This window comes from Paenibacillus sp. p3-SID867, assembly GCF_025142895.1.
Taxonomy (GTDB): Bacteria; Bacillota; Bacilli; order Paenibacillales; family Paenibacillaceae; genus Paenibacillus_AQ.
Genome location: NZ_JAMBDM010000032.1, coordinates 18617 through 39155, shown reverse-complemented (window position 1 = coordinate 39155; position 20539 = coordinate 18617). Strand labels below are relative to the sequence as shown.

General features: G+C 43.1%; 17 protein-coding genes. All 17 read left to right on the top strand.

Translation table 11 applies throughout. The features are described from left to right. Positions 1-59 precede the first annotated feature (59 nt). The 17 genes from fliW to M4D81_RS32735 all read left to right on the top strand — a co-directional run bounded on the left by fliW (position 60) and on the right by M4D81_RS32735 (position 20286). A complete protein-coding gene (gene fliW, locus M4D81_RS32815; protein ID WP_071219801.1) occupies positions 60-524 on the top strand; it encodes a flagellar assembly protein FliW in 465 nt (154 codons plus the stop codon). Next, positions 502-738, top strand: a complete 237-nt coding sequence (gene csrA / locus M4D81_RS32810) for a carbon storage regulator CsrA (RefSeq protein WP_071219800.1) — start codon at positions 502-504, stop codon at positions 736-738. The genes fliW and csrA overlap by 23 nt, the downstream gene beginning before the upstream one ends. A 166-nt stretch (positions 739-904) precedes the next feature. Then, positions 905-1738, top strand: coding sequence for a flagellin N-terminal helical domain-containing protein (locus M4D81_RS32805; RefSeq protein ID WP_071219799.1), 834 nt, complete (start codon positions 905-907; stop codon positions 1736-1738). A gap of 78 nt (positions 1739-1816) precedes the next feature. After that, positions 1817-2149: a flagellar protein FlaG gene (locus M4D81_RS32800; RefSeq protein ID WP_071219798.1), complete on the top strand. Its 333-nt coding sequence runs from the start codon at positions 1817-1819 to the stop codon at positions 2147-2149. 14 nt (positions 2150-2163) lie between these two features. After that, a complete protein-coding gene (gene fliD / locus M4D81_RS32795; protein WP_071219797.1) occupies positions 2164-3663 on the top strand; it encodes a flagellar filament capping protein FliD in 1500 nt (499 codons plus the stop codon). Between the two features lie 45 nt (positions 3664-3708). Continuing rightward, the gene (gene fliS / locus M4D81_RS32790; RefSeq protein ID WP_071219796.1) at positions 3709-4092 is read left to right on the top strand and encodes a flagellar export chaperone FliS; all 384 of its coding nucleotides are present in this window, start codon (positions 3709-3711) and stop codon (positions 4090-4092) included. 3 nt (positions 4093-4095) lie between these two features. Then, positions 4096-4437, top strand: coding sequence for a hypothetical protein (locus M4D81_RS32785; RefSeq protein ID WP_071219795.1), 342 nt, complete (start codon positions 4096-4098; stop codon positions 4435-4437). Between the two features lie 22 nt (positions 4438-4459). Beyond that, entirely contained in the window at positions 4460-8968 is a 4509-nt protein-coding gene (locus M4D81_RS32780) for an IPT/TIG domain-containing protein (protein ID WP_071219794.1), read from the top strand. Positions 8969-9025: 57 nt separating this feature from the next. Then, complete coding sequence (locus tag M4D81_RS32775; protein WP_071219793.1) at positions 9026-10129, top strand: glycosyltransferase family 2 protein; 1104 nt, start codon at positions 9026-9028, stop codon at positions 10127-10129. A gap of 16 nt (positions 10130-10145) precedes the next feature. Beyond that, positions 10146-12044, top strand: a complete 1899-nt coding sequence (locus M4D81_RS32770; protein WP_071219792.1) for a glycosyltransferase — start codon at positions 10146-10148, stop codon at positions 12042-12044. Positions 12045-12062: 18 nt separating this feature from the next. Continuing rightward, positions 12063-12425, top strand: a complete 363-nt coding sequence (locus M4D81_RS32765) for a hypothetical protein (RefSeq protein ID WP_162487560.1) — start codon at positions 12063-12065, stop codon at positions 12423-12425. Positions 12426-12781: 356 nt separating this feature from the next. Next, positions 12782-12979 carry a cold shock domain-containing protein gene (locus M4D81_RS32760; RefSeq protein ID WP_009594275.1) on the top strand — a complete coding sequence of 66 codons (198 nt, stop codon included), beginning with the start codon at positions 12782-12784 and terminating at the stop codon, positions 12977-12979. A 198-nt stretch (positions 12980-13177) separates the two neighbouring features. Next, the gene (gene hpf, locus M4D81_RS32755; protein ID WP_071219789.1) at positions 13178-13744 is read left to right on the top strand and encodes a ribosome hibernation-promoting factor, HPF/YfiA family; all 567 of its coding nucleotides are present in this window, start codon (positions 13178-13180) and stop codon (positions 13742-13744) included. 725 nt (positions 13745-14469) lie between these two features. Next, positions 14470-16983 carry a preprotein translocase subunit SecA gene (gene secA, locus M4D81_RS32750; protein WP_071219788.1) on the top strand — a complete coding sequence of 838 codons (2514 nt, stop codon included), beginning with the start codon at positions 14470-14472 and terminating at the stop codon, positions 16981-16983. 395 nt (positions 16984-17378) lie between these two features. After that, positions 17379-18492 (top strand): peptide chain release factor 2 gene (gene prfB, locus M4D81_RS32745; protein ID WP_100540916.1). Its coding sequence is split into 2 segments (ribosomal slippage): positions 17379-17450 and positions 17452-18492, totalling 1113 coding nucleotides; the frame shifts between segments, so codons are not numbered across the junction. A 26-nt stretch (positions 18493-18518) separates the two neighbouring features. Then, a complete protein-coding gene (locus M4D81_RS32740) occupies positions 18519-19424 on the top strand; it encodes a YitT family protein (RefSeq protein WP_071219787.1) in 906 nt (301 codons plus the stop codon). Positions 19425-19719: 295 nt separating this feature from the next. Beyond that, positions 19720-20286 carry a GNAT family N-acetyltransferase gene (locus M4D81_RS32735; RefSeq protein ID WP_260069445.1) on the top strand — a complete coding sequence of 189 codons (567 nt, stop codon included), beginning with the start codon at positions 19720-19722 and terminating at the stop codon, positions 20284-20286. Positions 20287-20539 lie beyond the last annotated feature (253 nt).

Here is a 20539-nt window from a genome sequence, read left to right as displayed (position 1 = left end):
TAGCTATAATGAAACTTGTTTCATTATAGCTATTGTTTTTAACGAAGGAGGAATAACCTATGATTGTAAATACAAAAAGATTCGGCAAAATCGAGATAGATAACAACCAAATGATCGTATTTGAGAGTCCGATATTGGGATTCGGAGATTTCCAGAAATATATTTTGCTTCAATCAGAGGAGAAGACGAGTCCCTTTGAGTTCTTGCAGTCTGCGGAGAATGAAGATCTAAGTTTTATTGTTACAGACCCCTTTGTTTTTTTTCCTCAATATGAATTTCATTTGGAACCACACTGGCTTGAGGCATTAGCCATTACTAATGAATCTGATATAACGATCATGGTTATCGTTACGGTCCGGTCTGCAGATGACATATCCTGCAATTTAAAGGCGCCTGTTGTCATCAATAAATCCAACAATAGCGCTGCACAGATTGTCTTAGATCATGGGGGATATACGACACAGCAGCCCTTGTTAAGAGAGAAGAAGGGGGCTGAAATTAATGCTGATTCTGTCAAGAAATAAAGGACAGAAAATTATGATCAATGATAACATTGTTCTTTCTGTTATTGAAGTAAATGGTGATCAGGTCAGAATTGGTATTGAAGCCCCTGGGAATGTGACTATATTTCGTGAAGAAATTTATGAAGCTATCAAGCAGCAGAATCAAAATGCAGTTGAATTCAATGATGATATACAAAATATATTGCAGACTGTCATTCCAAGAGAAAAGAAATAATTTTTATTTAGAAATTGATATTCTGCTATAAACAATAGAGTAAAGTTTCCGATAAATATAATATGGGTCGAAAGGCATGGCAGTAACGGCCGAACGCCATGTCCCGATCACAATAGGGTGAAGCAAGGATGCTAATCACCAACACATTCCAAGGAGGAATTTTATCATGCGTATTAACCACAATATCAGTTCTTACAACACACAGCGTCAATTGTCTTTCAACAACACTCAACAAGGTAAATCCCTTGAAAAGCTGTCTTCCGGCTACCGCATCAACCGTGCAGCTGACGATGCTGCTGGGCTTGCAATCTCCGAGAAAATGCGTAACCAAATCCGTGGTTTGGAGCAAGCTTCGAAGAATGCCTTGGATGGTATCTCCCTGATCCAAACAGCTGAGGGTGCTTTGAATGAAACTCATGCTATGCTGCAACGTATGGCTGAGCTTTATGTACAGGGTGCTAACGAAGTATTAACTACTACAGATGCTGCTAAGATTGATTCGGAAATTAGCCAACTTACTTCCCAAATCGGATCTATCGCTACACAAACTCAATTTAACACTAAGAAACTCTTGGATGGTTCTACTAGCTCTGTTAAATTCCAAGTTGGTGCTAATGGTGGAGAAACAATTACCCTTGATCTGAAAGCAGCTCTTGCAACTTCCTTGGATATTGCTGGTCTTGCTAGTTTGTCCACAGCTGCTGCAGACGCTATGAACTCCACTGCTGCTGCAAACTTAGCTTCTGTTCAGGCGGCTATCAACTCGGTTTCTTCTATCCGTTCTGATCTTGGTGCTGTTCAAAACCGTTTGGAACACACAATCAACAACCTGGGAACAACTTCCGAGAACCTGCAAGCTGCTGAATCTCGTATTCGTGATGTTGATATGGCAAAAGAAATGTCCGAATTTACGAAGAACAACATCTTGCAACAAGCTGCTACAGCTATGTTGGCTCAAGCAAATCAGCAGCCGCAAGGCGTTCTGCAACTGCTTCGTTAATCTTGAGATTAAGCCGGCCGGGAAACCGGCCGGCTTTTTTACTATAGATCCATTTTTGTTGTGAAATGGAGGCTAGCAATGAAGGTTGAACAAAACTCTTCATTTATATTCCCGGTCCCAGGGTTGAATGACAATCTCTCCTCCGCAGCTTCAAGTCAAACAGAAAAGGTAAGTGGTAAGAACAAGGAAGATTATACAGTGCCTGAGCTTATGGAGAAATTAAACAAGAAGTTATCTGATATGGGGACCCATATTCAGGTGAAGTTACATGAGAAGACAAATACCATCATGGTCGCTGTTGTTGCAAATGAAACCAATGAAGTGATTCGCGAAATTCCACCGGAAAAAATGCTGGACATAATGTACAACATGTGTTTACAAGTCGGTGTTTTTTTAGATGAGAAAATGTAGGGGGAGGAGTTAAAGTGGCGAACATAAATGGACCAATAAGATTAACAGGTTTTAGCGGTGCCCTTGATACGGATTCATTGATTAAAGACTTGATGAAAGCCGAACGCATGCCATTGGACAAGTTGCTGAAACAGAAACAGTACACGCTTTGGAAACGCGAAGATTACCGCTCGATGAATACATCGCTGCTTTCCTTTAGAAACGCGGTTAATGATCTGCGCTTTGAATCTAACTTTGAAACGGTAAAGGCATCATCCTCAAACACTGGTGTGCTGGATATTTTGTCGGGAGGGTCTAATCCAAGCACGAGCACGGTGTCTGTAAGCAAGTTGGCTTCTTCAGCGTCTATTATAGGTAATAAAGTTACCCAATCCTCCTCGGCTCCAGTGACAACCGGTGGTACAGTTAAAATTACAGGAGCGAGCGGTTCGGCCGAAATTACCATAACTGCTGGCACTTCGACTTTGGATTCTATTGTTAAAGATATAAATAATAATTCGAAGGCAACTGGCGTTAAAGCCAGTTTTGATCAAAGCGCAGGAGTATTGTATCTAAGTTCTACGACAACGGGTTCTTCTTCAAAGGTTGAGATCACCCCGGGGGGGGCGACAAACGCGTTAGCACAAGTTTTTAACTTGGATACAGCTCAACTTTCTAAAACTGGAGAGGATGCGGAATATACCGTTAATGGAAGTAACGTAATTAAATCAAGTACTAATAATGTATCGATTAATGGAGTGCAAGTAACTCTCCGTGGAAGCGGAGATGCTACGATAAGTGCTGCTACTGATCGGTCCGGAATTACCGATAAAATTAAAAGTTTCGTTGAGAAGTACAATGAAATTGTTGATTTGTTTTCAACAACTGCAACTACGAGGAAAAATCGTGAATATGAGCCGTTAACTTCCGAAGAGAAAGGCAGTTTGTCCGAGAAAGAAATTGAACTATGGGAGAAGAAGGCACGTGCTGGAACGTTGTATAATGACACTTTGCTTACAGGGACACTTTCAGCTCTTCGCTCCGCTTTGAATCTGCCGCTGGACACACCGTCAGAAGATCAGTTGGCATTGTTATCTCAGATCGGTATTACCGTAAAATCTGATTACAGGGAAAACGGTAAGCTGGAGATTGATGAAGCAAAACTTCAAGATGCTATAAATAACCGTTTTGATGAAGTGAAACAGCTCTTTACGCAAACTTCAGACACGCCTGCGGATACTCCGGAAAACATCAAAAAGAGAAGGCAAGAGCTTGGTTTTGCTGATAGACTTTATGAGGAGATTACGGCCCAACTCAATAAATTCACTAAAAAAATCGGTACGGGGTCCATTGAATCAATTGACGACAGTGTTCTTGGCCGAGAATTAAAACAACTAGGCCAAAAGGAATCGGACTTAGAACGAAAATTAGCTGATATTGAGACCCGGTATTATAAAAAATTTGCGGCTATGGAACAGGCCATTCAGAAGTTGAACACACAAAGTTCTTGGCTATTTTCGCAACTTGGCGGCTAATCTGAAGTCTAGTCCCAACTAAATAGAATTATGGAGAGATTGAACATGCAGAATGCACAACAATTGCAATACTTAAAAGTTCAGGTTGAAACAGCGAGTCCGGGAGAATTGACTCTTTTGCTATATCAGGAGACTGTCAGATCCTTACTTAAGGCAAAACAGCTATATACCCAAGGCGAGTATGAAATCATGAATGAAGTATTGCATAAGGTGAGGAGCATTTTTAACGAATTGATCATAACTTTGGACCTACAGTATGAAATCTCCCGGAATTTAAAAGAATTATACCTCTTCTACAACAACTATTTGGCACAATTTATTATAAATAAAAATGAAACGTTATTGGATGAAACACTTGATTTTGCTAGAGGGTTGCTTGAGACTTGGAAACAAGCCTTAGTTCTAGTGAAAAGTGGGAGAGGGAATTAGAGCATGGATAATTCGCAACAATTCCAGTCACTTGAAGATCGTCTTATACGTTTGTATCAAGAGGTATTAAGAGAACCAAAATTTGAGAATTATGCTGCAACAGCCGGTGAAATTGATGCATTATTTTTTCAACTGCAACAGAGGGAGAACACGAAATGTGACCATGTGAAATTAATTGAGATCAAATCGTTGCATGATCAAGTCGTTAACATGATTCTATCAGAAAAAAAGGGCTTAGGTGAGGAGCTTATTGAGTTTAATATGAAGAAAAATGCATCCAGTCAATACGGAAAAGTATCCGAGTATGAAAGAATGGATGCTTTTTTCGTGGATTATAAAAAGTAGAGTCAAAAAGGAGGCTCGTTAAATGAAAGGATCATTGTCAAAGTATATATACATATTTTTAGCAGCTGTACTAGTATGGACTCAATTCCCTATTAGTTCACAAGCTGCGGGAAGTTCAGAGGCTGTTCAGGTTACCAAAACAGTAAGTCCGACTGGAATCCTCGAAGGTGGCGAAGCGGAAATTCAGCTTGATGTAACAGGATCAGGAGATGCTAGTTTTGTAAAGCCAAATGATATTATCCTCATAATTGACCGCTCCGGCAGTATGTTGCCGAGTAACAATAATGGTGAGGATAAAATGGCCAATGCCAAAGCAGCGGCAAAAGGATTTATTGATCTTGTGGATTTTTCTAAGCACCGAATCGGGGTTGTTGATTTTTCAAGTGACGTGAAATTTAAAGAGCTTTCCAACAATCCGAGCGAACTAAAAACCTATATTGATGGTATACGCGCTAATGGAGGAACGAATACAAAAAGCGCAATTGAGAAATCGCGCGAGCTTTTAAGCAATCATAGACCTGATGCCCAACCGGTAATACTTCTGTTGACAGACGGGGAAGCAACGGAACCGTCCCCTGTAGAAAATGCCCGGTTACAGGCCTTACAGCAAGCAAACTTAGCTAAGAATGAAGAAATTGTATTTTATACTATAGCCTTACTGAAAGGAAATGAAAATCCGGATTCAAGCGCTCCAAACCAACTAATGAAAGAAATGGCTACAACAGCACACCACCATCATTTTGTGTTAGGATCGGTTGGACTGTCTGAAATATACGAGGCTATTGTCGACGAAATTGGAGTAGCCAGTGCTTATGATGTAACTGTAACCGACAGTGTAGGACCAGAGTTTGAAATTGTCCCGGACTCTTATCTGCATAACATTCCTCAACCTACAGTTAACGGGAACACATTAACATTCAAGTTTAATGAATTAAAGGAACAAACACTGACCTTAACTTATAAGATTCGCCATAAAGTTGGAGGGAAAACGGGCGAGGTATCTGTCGGAGAACAAAACGTAAATGTAACCTACAAGGATTATGCCGGAGCGCCACATCAGTTTAGCGTTCCTCATCCTATCATTAAAGTTTCTTATCCTGCGCCAGAGATAACCTCAGTTGTTGAGGATAGAGGGGGAATCGACGGCGGAGAGAACGTAGTTATTACAGGCAAGAATTTTAGGCCAAATCCTACAGTCCTGTTTGGATCAAATTCTGCTACAAACATTCAATATATTGATGCAACTAAATTGATTGTTACGGCGCCTAAAGGCGTCCAAGGTGATGTTACGGTTAAAGTAACGAATACGGATGGGCAATTTGCAACAGCCATTTACAAATATGTTGCCAATCCGAGCATAACCTCCATTACCCCCAATATTGGACCATTGGCTGGGGGAACCAGAGTCGTTATAAACGGGGATTATTTCCTCCCAGGAGCAGAAGTTAAGTTCGGTGATCAAGTGGGAACCGTAGTTTCTACGACATCAAAGCAAATTGTTGTGAACACTCCTCCATCTGCTACTGCTCAAACCGTAGACGTGTTAATAACCAATCCGGATGCAACTGCTGTGACTGCGGAACAAGCTTATTCATATGTAACTGGACCTGAAGTCCAAAACGTATCCCCGAATAAAGGGTTAACGTTAGGGAATGAAAGTATCACCATACACGGCGCTCATTTCATTAATGGAGTGAAAGTTTATTTTAATAACACGTTGATTACTTCTGAATTTGTTTCGAATACTGAATTATTGGCAACAACGCCAAACTGGGTTAATGCAGAATTCGTCAAGGTGAAGGTTGTTAATCCGGATGGCCAAGAGGCGGTACTAGATTCCGGATATCAATATGTTTATCCAAAACCGGTAATAGAAAGTATTTCACCTAATCAAGGTATGGTATCAGGTAATCTTTCAGTGGACATTAAGGGACAGCATTTTTTGAATGGTGCCAAAGTATTTTTTGATGGTGTACAACTTCAAAATGTGGTGTTCTATAGTAGCAATCAACTTAAAGTCAGGACTCCGGTCTGGGCAAATGCCGACATTGTTAATGTAAAGGTAGTTAATCCCGATGGACAAGAAGATACTGAGCTTGATGGTTTTACCTATCAACTGCCTTCTGCACCAGTAGTCTCGGGGATAAATCCAATTGAAGGTCCTTTAAGCGGAGGAACTGCAGTAAGTATTACAGGATCTAATCTTGGATCAGTGACTGAGTTATATCTGGATTCTATGAAAGTAGAAATTAAATCCAATAGTGGGACAATACTAACATTTACTACACCTAAAGCTACAACTCCAGGAAAAGTTGATGTAAAAGTAATAGACCAATATGGCAGAGAATCCATTTTACCTGATGCTTTTGAATATTTGAGCCCACCACCTCCACCAGTGCCGACGATTACTACAATCACTCCAAATGAAGGAACTATGAAGGGTGGGTATACTGTTGTAGTAAAGGGCACTAATTTCGAAAGCACATCGAAAGTATTTGTCAATGACGTTTCTGCTGCGACTTTATTCTACAGCAGTAATGAACTTCGTATAACTATTCCAACCTCTACTATGAGTGGTGCAGTTGATGTCAAAGTGTTAAATATGAGTGGTGAAAAAGCCATTGCATCTGGAGCATTTACTTATCTTGCCCCGCCACCGAAGGAAGCACCTGTTATATCAACGGTAACCCCTAACGAGGGAGCGCTGCAAGGCGGGTATTTAATAAAGGTGCTGGGAAGTAACTTTGATTCCACAGCAAAAATCTATTTTAATGGTTCATTAGTGGAAACTACTTTCTATTCCAGTAGTGAGCTCCGAATGAGGGTTCCAGTTTCTCAAACTCCTGGCGGAGTGGATGTTAAAGTAGTCAATTCGGACGGTCAAGAAGCACTTGCACCTCAAGCCTTCACTTATCTGGCCCCACCGTTGAAGGAAGCGCCTGTTATTTCTTCAGTAACCCCTAACGAGGGAGCACTGCAAGGCGGATATTTAATAAAGGTACTGGGAAGTAATTTTGATTCCACAGCAAAAATCCATTTTAATGGTTCATTAGTAGAAACAATTTTCTACTCCAGCGGTGAACTTAGAATGAGAGTTCCAGCTTCTCAAACCCCTGGAGAAGTGGATGTTAAAGTAGTTAATTCGGACGGTCAGGAAGCTATTGCATCTGATGCGTTTATGTATTTGGCTCCTCCGCCAGCGCCTGCACCAACCATCACCTCGGTAACACCTAACGAGGGGTACCTTGAAGGGGGATACTATTTAACAGTTAAAGGAGCAAACTATACAAGTTCATCTATTTTGCAAATTGACAGCAAGCCTGTTCAGACTGTTTTCTACTCAGCCAATGAACTAAGAGGCAGAGTTCCGGCTTCTCCGGTAGCGAAAGTAGCGGATGTCAAAGTAGTGAATTCCGATGAACAATTTGCAATTGCGGCAGGTGCGTTCAGTTATATCACACCACCACCACCACCTGCGCCAATGATAACTTCATTATCTCTTGATAGCGGTATAACGACGGGAGGATATTATAGCTTCGTTAATGGAGACAACTTTAGTTCCAGTACTAAGGTATATTTTAATGATACATTATTGAACTCTGTGTATTATTCGCCTAAACAAATTAGGGTAATGGTACCTGCTAAAACAACTGCCGGCCCGGTTACAGTTAAAGTTGTTAATAGTGATGGGCAAGAGGGGCTCCTTGTAGACGGATTTACTTATTTATTGCCTCCGCCGCCGTCAGTCACGGAAATCAGGCCAAACAAAGGTGAAATAGCAGGAGGATATCTTATTGTTATTACAGGAGCAAACTTTAATAGCTCATCTGTTGTATATATTAACAATGTGGCAGTACAAACCATTCTATACTCTGGCAATGAGTTAAGAGCAAGGGTGCCACAAGCATCTCAGCCTGGTCCGGTAGATGTACGGGTAATGAATAGCGATAGTCAGGAAGTTACTGTTACCGGCGGCTTTACCTATATTGCTCCGCCACCACCGCCATCTCCTGTTGTAACTTCCATAACGCCAAACACGGGACAAATAACAGGTGGTTATTATATTAGTATCAAAGGATCCAATTATGATGCTAATTCGAAAGTTTGGATAAATAATGTTGAGGTGCAAACCGTATTCTATAGTGCCAGTGAAGTGCGTGGTAGAGTACCTGCTACCAGCGTTAGTGGTCCAGTCAATGTTAAGGTTGTCAATAAAGACGGACAATATGCTGAAGTCATTGGTGGTTTCACTTACGAAACCCCTCCTCAAAAACCAGCTCCAGTGATTACCAGTGTAACTCCTAACTCAGGTACTCTTGCAGGCGGTTCCTTCATTTCTATTAAGGGCACGAATTTTGAGTCCACAACAAAAGTATATATTAATAACATAAGCGTCCAAACTTTATTCTATTCGACCGGAGAAGTAAGAGCTCGTGTTCCAGCTAGCACCGTATCTGGTCCGGTTGACATTAAAGTAGAGAACAGTGACGGCCAATCTATAGTATTGGCCGGTGGATACACTTATCAATAATTCTAACAAATTTTGGAGTAGGCGTTTCTCGCCTGCTCCTTCTTTTCTGGAGGGTATATGGTTACTGCTGGATTATCGCTTTGCATGATTGTGAAAAATGAATCAGAATTTATCGAACAGGCAGTTCTTTCAGCTAAACCGTTTGTGCAAGAGATCGTCGTAGTAGACACGGGTTCAACAGACCAAACTCCTGTGTTGGCTGAAAATCTGGGAGCAAAAGTATTTAAGAAGGAATGGAATGATAATTTCTCTGAAATGAGAAATTACTCCATTGAAATGGCAACGCAGCGCTTTATATTGGTTATGGATGCGGATGAGATGATCATTGAAGGCAATACAGAAGCACTTCAGCGTCTGTGTGAAAAAATAGAAGGAAATCCTGGTTCCGCCGGAACAATCACAATATTAAATGAAACGATGTCTGGAGATACTTCTTCTACAACAATTGTCCGCATTTTTCCAAGGGATGAGCGTTATCGATATACAGGAAAGATACATGAGCAATTAACTTTTTTAGGGAAACCAATTCAACTCGCAGTCGATTCTCAAATTAAAGTAAATCATTTGGGTTATTCGGCATTACAAATGACGAAGAAAAATAAATACGAGCGCAATTTGGCATTATTACTGAGTGAACTTTCAGAACACCCTGATCCAAGCTATATTCAATTTCAGATAGGAAGAACTTTTTATGTCATGAAAGATTATGTTCAAGCAGAGCATTTTTTAAATAAATGTATCGAAACCGAACTTCAAAGTTCAAGGAGAAATTTCCTGAGTTCAGCCTTATTGACAATGGGATATTGTTGTATCCCCCTGCAGAAATTTAACGCTTTATCGGAATATTATAAGTTGGCTATTGATTTATACCCTGATTATACCGATTTATATTTTATGTATGGTGTAGGACTTATTGAATCAAGAAACATACATGCGTTCAAAGAAATACCAGATGTATTTAAAAAATGCACCGAAATGGGTGAAGCATCAAGCATTAAATATGAAACTGTCAAAGGAGTTGGCTCATTTAAGGCTCATTATAATTTAGCTCTATTCTATGAATTAACTGGTCAACTTAAAAAAGCAGTCCATCATTATCAATTAAGCAGCAGGGACGGTTACACGCAGGCAAAAGAAAGATTGCGAAGGCTCCTGCACTAAGAAAGGAATTGGACCAATGAATCATAATTCGGTTTCGTTATGCATGATTGTCAAGAATGAAGAAAGCTATTTGGAACGATGCCTTGAAAGCGTTCGAGGTATTGTTGATGAGATAATCATTGTGGATACAGGTTCGTCAGATAAAACTAAAGATATAGCAAAAAGATATACCGATAAAGTATTTGATTTCAAATGGATTGATGATTTCTCGGCAGCAAGAAACTTTGCGATAGAGTTTGCATCATCGGAGTATATTCTTCAGTTGGATGCAGATGAAATACTTCGTTTTCCTCAAAACGATCTTCTTCAACAGTTGAATAAAGACTTCTATTATATTCGAATAAAGAATGATTTGGGATCGGGATTATACCTATCTCACCAATTTATTAGATTATTCAGAAACTCTTCAGATATACGTTATAGGGGAGCATTGCATGAGCAGGTTCCTTCTGATTTCGATATTGAACGTTATGGATTTTTATCTTCTATGGAGATTTTTCACGAAGGGTATAAAACACATCTCGTCAAAACTAAACAAAAAGCTCAGAGGAATTTGAAAATTTTACTAAAAGAAATCAAAACGAAACCAACAGCGTTCAATTACTATAATTTGGGTATGCAGTATATTTTGGAAGAGAAGCACCATGATGCTTTGATTGCCTTGAAAAAGTCCTACTCTTTAGGTACCCAATATGCTTTTTCTCAAAAAGTAGTTTTGGATATTATGAAGTGTTTGCAGGCGTTGGGGCAATTTCAAGAAGCTATAAAAGTTGGTAAAGATGCTGTCGTTCTTTATGAAGACGTTCCGGATTTCTGGTATCAAATGGGCCTTGTATTTATGGAATGGGGATTGATCAAGGATGCACAAAAATGTTTTGAACAATGTCTAGAGATCGGGGAAGAGAATGCATATAAGTTAGTCCAACACTATGATGGGACAGGCTCTTATATGGCTCAAGCTAAATTGGCAGAGATTAGTCTAGCTTTGGAAAATCATGAAGAAGCCTTAAAGTATATTGTTCAAGCAGCCAAAGCTTCGCCGGATACATTGGCGATTTTTGATATATTCCTATCTATTTATCCAAACGCAAAAAATAGCGAGATATTTCAAACAATTAGTTCGATTTGGCCATTTTCACCAGAAAGATACATTCAATTTATAAGCTACCTGTACCAACAAAGAAGTCCTTTACTAAATGAGTTTTTGATTTATTTCGGGATGGACGTCGTTTATCCGGTTTCTACTTTCTATTATATTGTGGCTGGTAAGTATGAAGAAGCAATTTCGGATTTCTTAAGCAACAAGGAGCAGTCTGTTGAAAAAGATCCGCAAGTCAATTCCAATCTATTATTTTTGGCGATGGCAACTGAGAATTCTGGTTTATTGGATCACTTTGATTTATCACTATCATCAAAAGAATTGAAATGGTTCAAAAATTTAGTGGATACTAAGAAAGTTAGCGAAATTCCAGTTAATCGTTCTATTCTAGTTATATGGAAACAACTCGTTACAGATATTATTCAACTGCAAAAATACGAATTTATAGATATATTAATTAATGCGACAGATCAGCCGGAATTGAAATTAATTATTGCAGAATGTTTGCAATTGTACGGTTTCGATGCGTTAGCGCTTGATGTGTTGGTTGAAACCAGCGATCAACAGATTAACCGAAAAATATATATGGTCGCAGCTAACTCTCTCAGAAAACTAGGTGCAATGGAAGATGCTCTGTTTTATTTCAAGAAAGCAGAAAAAATAAAATTGGATTTTAATGTTTTATATGAACAATGGAGAATCTATAGTGATATGGATGCAAAAACGAGTCGTGAGCTTCTTCAAAAAATAAATAGTCTTTACCCCGATTCAAAGTGGGTTAAAGAAGAGGCTTATGAAAGAGGAGTTACTATATGATACCTACACTAAGGTAAAGTGAGTATCGAGCAAGAAATTCCTGGTATCTTTAAAACCACAAGAGCAGTAAATCCTCCCGGTCCTGGTGATGGTCAAGAAGGAGAGCGGGCCTTGCTTCGTCTTATCCTTTTAAATGGCATCGATAGAGAGTACGACTTATCCATGACGGAGGTGAATGCCTTCATTAACTGGTATGAAGAACGTGCCAACGGCGTTGGAACAGCTATGTATGGTATCAATAAATACAATAATAATAAAGGGCCGTTTGTAAATCGTAAGGATTATGTATTCTATGATAAGATTATTACGTTTGAAGTGAATTCTTATGATACGGGGACAAGTGTACCGGAAACCCCGCCCTATGATCCGGGTGCCCATTAAGACGACTGATGTTTAAAATAACTTATGCTCTTGGCGACGCAGATGGCGTTGCCGAGAGCTTTTTTGTATGGCTTCATTTTGGCTGCTTGAGAATCTGTTTGTATAATTAAGAAGATTTTTTCTGAAGGAACATGGTTCATAATATTTTTTACCGGGTAAATAACCCTAAACCTATTTTGTCCGAAGACTATTTTCACCCGCCAACTCAGTCGTGAAGCCAAGTCGACATTTTTCCCGGTTTTCTGCAAAAGAAAACCTTTTTCTTGGTAATTGACACTGGATAAGTCGGGTGCTATAGTCGGAAATGTGGACAATTAGTGTCACACTTTATTTGACAATGAAGGGAATGTTAGTGCATGCAAGGTAAAGTGAAATGGTTCAACGCAGAGAAAGGTTATGGCTTCATCGAGACTGAGGACGGCGGCGACGTATTCGTACATTTCTCCGCGATCCAATCCGAGGGCTTCAAGACTCTGGAAGAAGGACAATCCGTAGAATTCGAGATCGTTGAAGGCGCTCGTGGCCCGCAAGCAGCTAACGTAATCAAATTATAATCATCCCGGCACAGCCGACCTACATAAACGGTATAGATGATTAACAGTTCGAGATTCGCTAGCCCAAGACTCCGGTTCGTCCGGAGTCTTTTTTCTGTGCGCCGACCCCTTTAAAATATTGTGCCAAAATTCACAATTCTGACTTTTTACATAGCCTTAACAAAATGCTATAATGAAGGTGCAAAGGAGGAGTGCCCAATGCAATTCACTATCCGAGGTCAACAAATTGAAGTGACCGATGCTTTGAAAGACTATGTTGACAAGAAACTCAGCAGGCTAGATAAGTATTTTGATGCACCCCCCACCTCCGAAGGATATGTCACACTGAATGTCATTCGAGGATTGCACACAGTGGAAGTGACCATTCCGCTCACAGGCGTGGTACTGCGTGCGGAAGACCGAAGCGACGATATGTACGCTTCCATTGACGCTGTTGTGGACAAGTTGGAACGTCAGATTCGCAAGCACAAAACCAAGCTGAACCGTAAGATCAAGCAAGAGGGCGGACTGAAGACGCTTATTGCGGCGAACGGAGCAGCGGCAACCAGTCAGATGGAGGCAGAGCAAGTCGAGTATGACGAGGACAATTACGAGGTTGTCCGTACGAAACGTTTTACCATGAAGCCGATGGACGTGGAAGAAGCGATCCTGCAGATGAACATGGTAGGCCATAATTTCTTCGTATTTTCCAACATTGACACACAAGAAGTAAATGTCGTTTACAAGCGTGATGACGGCAAGTACGGATTGATCGAGCGGGACTAAGTTTTTAAACGGCATTCCAAACGGAATGTAGAGGCAGTTGGACCTGATCGAATTTTAAATTTTAAACGTTGAAATGAAATTGAAATGTAAGATGAGCCTTCATCCGTGTAAGCGGGTGGGGCTCTTTATTTGGATATATACGTTTTCGATGCGATAGGCATCGTAAAGGCGCTGGCATTTGATGGTAAGCCCATCGGAGTGTGCTGAATAGTGCAACCAATTATTTTAATGAGATGGCTCTCTTAGGGGGCCTCAGGGCCGTTTCTTAAACAGCTTCAGGTACAACGTCTTAAGGACTTCCTATATAAGAGGATTAACGTTCGGTTAGCCACGATTCAGCGATAGTTCTAGGGCGGAGTCTTTGTTGTTTTCGGACAATGAGAGATGAATATTTGGCACCCACTTAGATGTAGAGTTTCATTTATGAAATGAATATACTTCCATTGGTTATGACTGGGTAAATGCTCCACGCAACTTTTTTGAGCCTTCCCGCGTCTTATAGAGTAGGGCTTCATGTAACAGACATCTCTTGTGATAGCACATATTGTTGCGGCATCCCTTACAAACTGTTACAATTTATGCAAACCCTCATTTTATGGGACGGGCTTTTTAGCCTGCATGAAATGGGACCATCATAAGGAATCAATGAATCGATTTCATCATTTAACCCTTTGGCATTTAATGAAGTTGATTCTATCACTTGTTTTGCACGAAAGGGGTTAACCATGCTAGGACTTGTCAAAAAGATATTCGGCGACACCAACGAGCGTGATGTCAAACGTCTCATGAAGACGGTCGATGTAATCAACAAACTGGAACCGGATTTTGAGAAGCTCTCCGATGAGCAGCTGCAATCCAAAACCGAAGAGTTCCGTGCGCGGATCGAGAAAGGTGAGACGCTGGAGGAATTGCTTCCTGAAGCGTTTGCGACAGTTCGTGAAGCTTCCAGACGGACACTCGGCAAGCGTCACTATGACGTGCAGCTGATCGGAGGAATGGCCCTCCACGAAGGCAGAATTGCAGAGATGAAGACCGGTGAAGGTAAGACCCTTGTAGGTACGCTGCCGGTTTACTTAAATGCCCTGCTTGGCAAAGGTGTTCACGTTGTAACGGTCAATGATTATCTAGCGCAGCGTGACAGCCAAGAGATGGCGCAAATATATAATTTCCTGGGAATGACGGTCGGGGTTAACCTGAGCGGTATGGAACACCCGGATAAACAGCAGGCATATGCTTGCGATATTACGTACGGTACGAACAATGAGTTCGGCTTTGACTATCTGCGGGACAACATGGTTCTCTACAAAGAGCAGATGGTTCAACGTCCACTCTATTTCTGTATCATTGATGAAGTGGACTCCATCCTGGTTGACGAAGCGCGTACGCCGCTCATCATCTCGGGTCAAGCTCAGAAATCGACCGAGCTGTATTTTGCCGCTGACCGTTTCGTGAAGCGTCTGACTGCGGAAGAGGATTATACGGTAGACATTAAAGTCAAATCCGTGGCCTTAACTGAAAAAGGTGTGGCGCTGGCGGAGCGTTCCTTCGGCATCGACAACCTGTATGACCATAACCACGTAACCTTGAACCACCACATTGTACAAGCGCTGAAAGCGAACGTGATCATGCGCCGCGATGTGGATTACGTTGTTACCGACGATGAAGTGGTCATCGTTGACGAATTCACGGGACGTCTGATGGCTGGACGCCGCTATAGCGACGGTCTCCATCAGGCGATTGAAGCGAAGGAAGGCATCGAGGTTCAGAACGAGAGCATGACTCTTGCAACGATCACCTTCCAGAACTACTTCCGGATGTATCGCAAGCTGGCAGGTATGACTGGTACGGCGAAAACCGAGGAAGAAGAATTCAAGAAGATTTATGGTCTTGAAGTGCTGCAAATTCCTACGAATAAACCGAATCAGCGTATCGACATGCCGGATGTGGTATACAAGAGCGAAGAGGGCAAGTTTAAGGCGGTTGTAGCTGAGATCGTGGAACGTCACAAAAAGAACCAGCCTATTCTGGTGGGTACGGTTTCCATCGAGAACTCCGAGCGTTTATCGGAAATGCTGAAGCGCAAAGGCGTCCAGCATAAAGTTCTGAATGCGAAGTACCATGCGGAGGAAGCGGAAATCATCTCCCGCGCCGGTCAGCCGGGATCGGTAACGATCGCGACGAACATGGCGGGACGCGGTACGGATATTTTGCTTGGTGAAGGCGTACAGGATATTGGCGGGCTTCACATTATCGGTACGGAACGCCACGAATCGCGCCGGATCGATAACCAGCTGCGTGGTCGTGCCGGTCGTCAGGGTGACCCGGGGTCGACTCAGTTCTATCTGTCCCTCGGCGATGAGCTGATGAAACGTTTTGGTACGGACAACGTGCTGAACATGATGGAGCGTCTTGGTTTTGAAGAAGACCAGCCGATTGAGAGCAAAATGATTACCCGTGCGGTTGAATCCGCGCAGAAGCGGGTAGAAGGCAATAACTTCGACATGCGTAAAGTCGTTCTCCAATATGATGACGTCATGAACCAGCAACGTGAGATCATCTACAAACAGCGCCGCGAGATCTTGGAGTCCCAAGACATTAAGCAAATCGTTGTAGAGATGATTAAGCCGGTCATTGATCGCGTTGTTCAGGCTCACTGCAGCGATGACATTCCGGAGAACTGGGAACTGCAAGAAGTGGCAGACTACGTCAACAGCAAGCTGCTGGACGAGGGTGCCGTTACCCGCGAAGATCTGTGGGGTAAAGAAGCAGAAGAGCTTACCGAGTACATCTTCGATCGCGTGATGAAGAAGTACGAAGAGCGTGAGCAAGCCATCGGCGAAGAAATGGTTCGCGAGTTCGAGAAGGTTATCGTGCTGCGTGCGGTGGACAGTAAGTGGATGGATCATATCGATGCAATGGACCAATTGCGTCAAGGTATTCACCTTCGTGCTTACGGCGGTACCGATCCGCTTCGCGAATACCAATTCGAAGGCTTCGAAATGTTTAATGCCATGATTGCGACGATCCAGGAAGAAGTGGCGACGTACATCATGAAGGCCCAAATCGCGACGAATCAGGAGCGTCAAGCCGTTGTGGACGAGAACAAAGTCTCCACGAACAGCAGCAGCGAACCTGCCGAGAAGCGTCCGGTCCAAGTGGCTGAACAGATCGGCCGGAATGATGCATGCCCTTGCGGCAGCGGCAAGAAATATAAGCACTGCCATGGACAGAACGCATAAGCGATACGGCCTATTGGCGATGAATATAATATTAAGAAAAGCATCCATCGACGCGCTTTTACAGCAGTCGGACCGCGTGTAGAGGATCATTTTCTTGCGATGATCGAATTTGTTCAGTTTTGCTAAAACCGACGAATTCGGTGATTCTTATAAGCCCGTCCAGAATATGGGCGCGGAACTATTTAACTCCCTTAAGAGCGGCAGATGAACCGGGTGATTGTGGTCTATTCCACCGTGATCCGGAATCACTGCTGCGCTTAAGGGAGTTTATCTGAATAAACAGCAAACATGGTGTGAAGCGATGTGGCATGGATTTTCTCTTGAAATGGAACGTTTTTCATACAGGAGAGGGTATACTGAAATTATTACATGAAGATAAGAAAGGACGAGGACTCATGATCGATCCAAGTGTGAAGCAGGACCTGCGTGAAATTAGCAAGAAACTAACCAATCTTAGGGGGTCTCTTTGACTTAAGTTTAAAGCAGGAGATGATTGAGAACTTTGAAGAGAAGATGGCAGCCCCGGATTTCTGGGACGACAATGAGAAAGCTCAGGCGCTCATTGCCGAGATGAATGCCGTGAAGTCATCCGTGGATCAATATCTGAAGCTGCAAGCGGATTACGACGATGCCGTTGTGATGATCGAGCTCGCGGATGAAGAAGGCGATGACTCCCTTGCGGGAGAAATTGGAGAGACGATCAAGGACCTGGTTGGGCGTGTGGAAGAGTTTGAACTCCAACTGCTGTTGAACCAGCCTTACGATAAAATGAATGCCATCCTTGAGCTGCATCCGGGCGCGGGGGGTACCGAGTCGCAGGACTGGGGCCAAATGCTGCATCGCATGTATACGCGTTGGGCGGAGAAACGCGGCTTCAAGGTAGAGACACTGGATTATTTGCCTGGGGATGAAGCGGGAATCAAAAGCGTGACGCTGCTCATTAAGGGCTACAATGCTTACGGGTATTTAAAGGCTGAAAAAGGCGTACATCGCCTGGTTCGGATCTCCCCATTCGATTCTTCCGGCCGTCGACATACCTCATTTGTGTCCTGTGACGTCGTTCCGGAGATTAACGATGAGATTGAACTGGATATCCGCACGGAGGACCTGAAGATTGATACTTATCGTGCGAGCGGCGCCGGTGGTCAGCATATCAATACGACGGACTCGGCCGTACGGATTACTCACTTGCCAACGGGTGTGGTCGTAACCTGTCAGAATGAACGGTCCCAGATTAAGAACCGTGAGCGCGCGATGACCATGCTTCGTTCCAAGCTCTATGAGCGCAAGATCGAAGAGCAGCAAAAGGAATTAGCGGAAATCCGCGGCGAGCAGTCCGACATCGCATGGGGCAGCCAGATCCGCTCGTATGTATTCCATCCGTACAGCATGGTGAAAGACCATCGTACACAGGTGGAGACCGGTAATATAGGAGCCGTCATGGACGGGGATCTGGATGCTTTTATCGATGGATATTTGCGCAGCCAGATCAAGCAGGAAGTCGAGTAAGACGCTGAGGAGAGATTCGAAGAGCTATGGCGCAATCCGCTGGTAATCCATCGATTAACAAAAGAAAAAGAGAACCCCTGATTCCGATCAACGGTCCCCTCAGGCAGACGGTGGACACCGTTTTTATCATCATCGGCTCCTTTATTATGGCGCTGTCATTTAATCTGTTTTTCTTGCCCAACCACATCGCCTCAGGCGGTGTGTCCGGATTGTCCGTTCTTGCGCAAGCATGGCTCGGCATTGAACCGGCTTTTACGCAGTGGGCGCTGAATATCCCCTTGTTTGTGCTCGGCTTCTGGCTGCTAGGACGTGACTACGGCATTCGTTCCCTGCTGGGAAGCGTGGTTTTGCCATTGTTCGTATTTTTGACCAAGGACTGGCCCATTCCAACCTCCAATCCCCTCTTGGCTTCCATCTATGGCGGGATCGGCGTCGGGATCGGCATGGGGCTGGTCTATCGCGGCAGGGGTTCAACCGGTGGATTGACCATCGTGGCTCAGCTCCTGCAAAAATACAGCGGCCTCAGCTTCTCCCTTTGCGTCGTGCTCTTGGATGCGATTGTGATCTCTTCGGCAGCCCTCGTGCTGTCGCTGGAGCAGGCGTTGTACGCACTCATTGGACTGTACGTGACAGGCAAAGTGATTGATGCGATTGAGCTGGGCTTTAGCTTCACCAAGGTGGCTTACATTATATCCGATCATACGGAGCCGATAACCAAGGCCATTCTCGAGGATCTCGACCGTGGTTTAACCAAGCTGACCGCAGAGGGAGGCTATACGGGTGAACACCGAACGGTTCTGATGGTCGTCGTCGGGCAGAGTGAAATTCCCCGTCTAAAAACGGTGGTACAATCGGTGGACCCGAATGCGTTTGTCATCATTAGCAATGCCCATGAGGTATTGGGTGAGGGCTTCCGCAATATTAAGGCGTAAAACAATAAAAGCTGTGTCGAGAGGTTTTCGGCACTCGGAGAGACGGTGTATATCACCGTCTCTTTTTTTGTGGACTTTAGAATGTATAAGTTTTCAGCGAAGCTGAACCGTTCGTTGAGTTGCAAGCAGAACTTCCTCTACACGCGGTCTGTCGTCTGTGAAGTGCGTCGATAGACGTTTTTCCAAATGGGATCGACTTTTCGGTGGGAGCCAAACCGATAACCTTGAATTTTCCTTTATTTTTCTAGCAAAGAGCATATAATGGTATCTAATATTGTTCAGGGGGTAGGAGATTATGGAAATCGAACGGATCTTTGCTAATTTGCCGGTGCTGGAAACCGAGCGACTGAGGCTTCGCAGAATATCGATGCAGGATGCGGACCAGATGTATGCCTATGCCTCTGATGATGAGGTTGCCAAGTACGTAACATGGGAAACTCACCGCTCGATCAACGACAGTAAGAAATTTATCCAGTTTATACTGGTCCAGTATGCCAAGCATGATATTGCCCCTTGGGGGATCGAGCTGAAGGAAAGCGGACGTCTGGTCGGGACGGTGGATTTCGTATGGTGGAAGCCCGAACAGCAGAGTGCCGAGATTGGATATGTACTTGCGCGGGATTGTTGGGGACAAGGTCTCATGACGGAAGCTGCTTCTGCTCTATTGAAACTCGGATTTGGTGAAATGGATCTTGTGCGCATCCAAGCGCGTTGCATAGAAGGGAATATCGGCTCGCAGCGTGTGATGGAGAAGATCGGCATGTCCTATGAGGGGACGTTGAGGAAGGGGATTAAGACCAAAGGGCGACATTGGGACCTCAAATTATATTCCATTCTAAAAGATGAATATGAATCTCTTTAGCATTGGAAGGCGATTGGAATTCATTTGCAATGGGATCAAATTTGAATAATCCATTGTATTTATATGAATACAGTCGTATAATAATACATATTTATGAGACGGATAAAGTCAATGAATACCTAGGAATAAAGCGTGTGCTAACGCAGGAGACAAAAAACTCCGAAGAAGATCATCACCAGCTTGACTGCTTCTTGAAGCAAAAAAGATATCAAGAAGCACCAGTAGACACGCGTGGTTTTTGATAACCCATCAT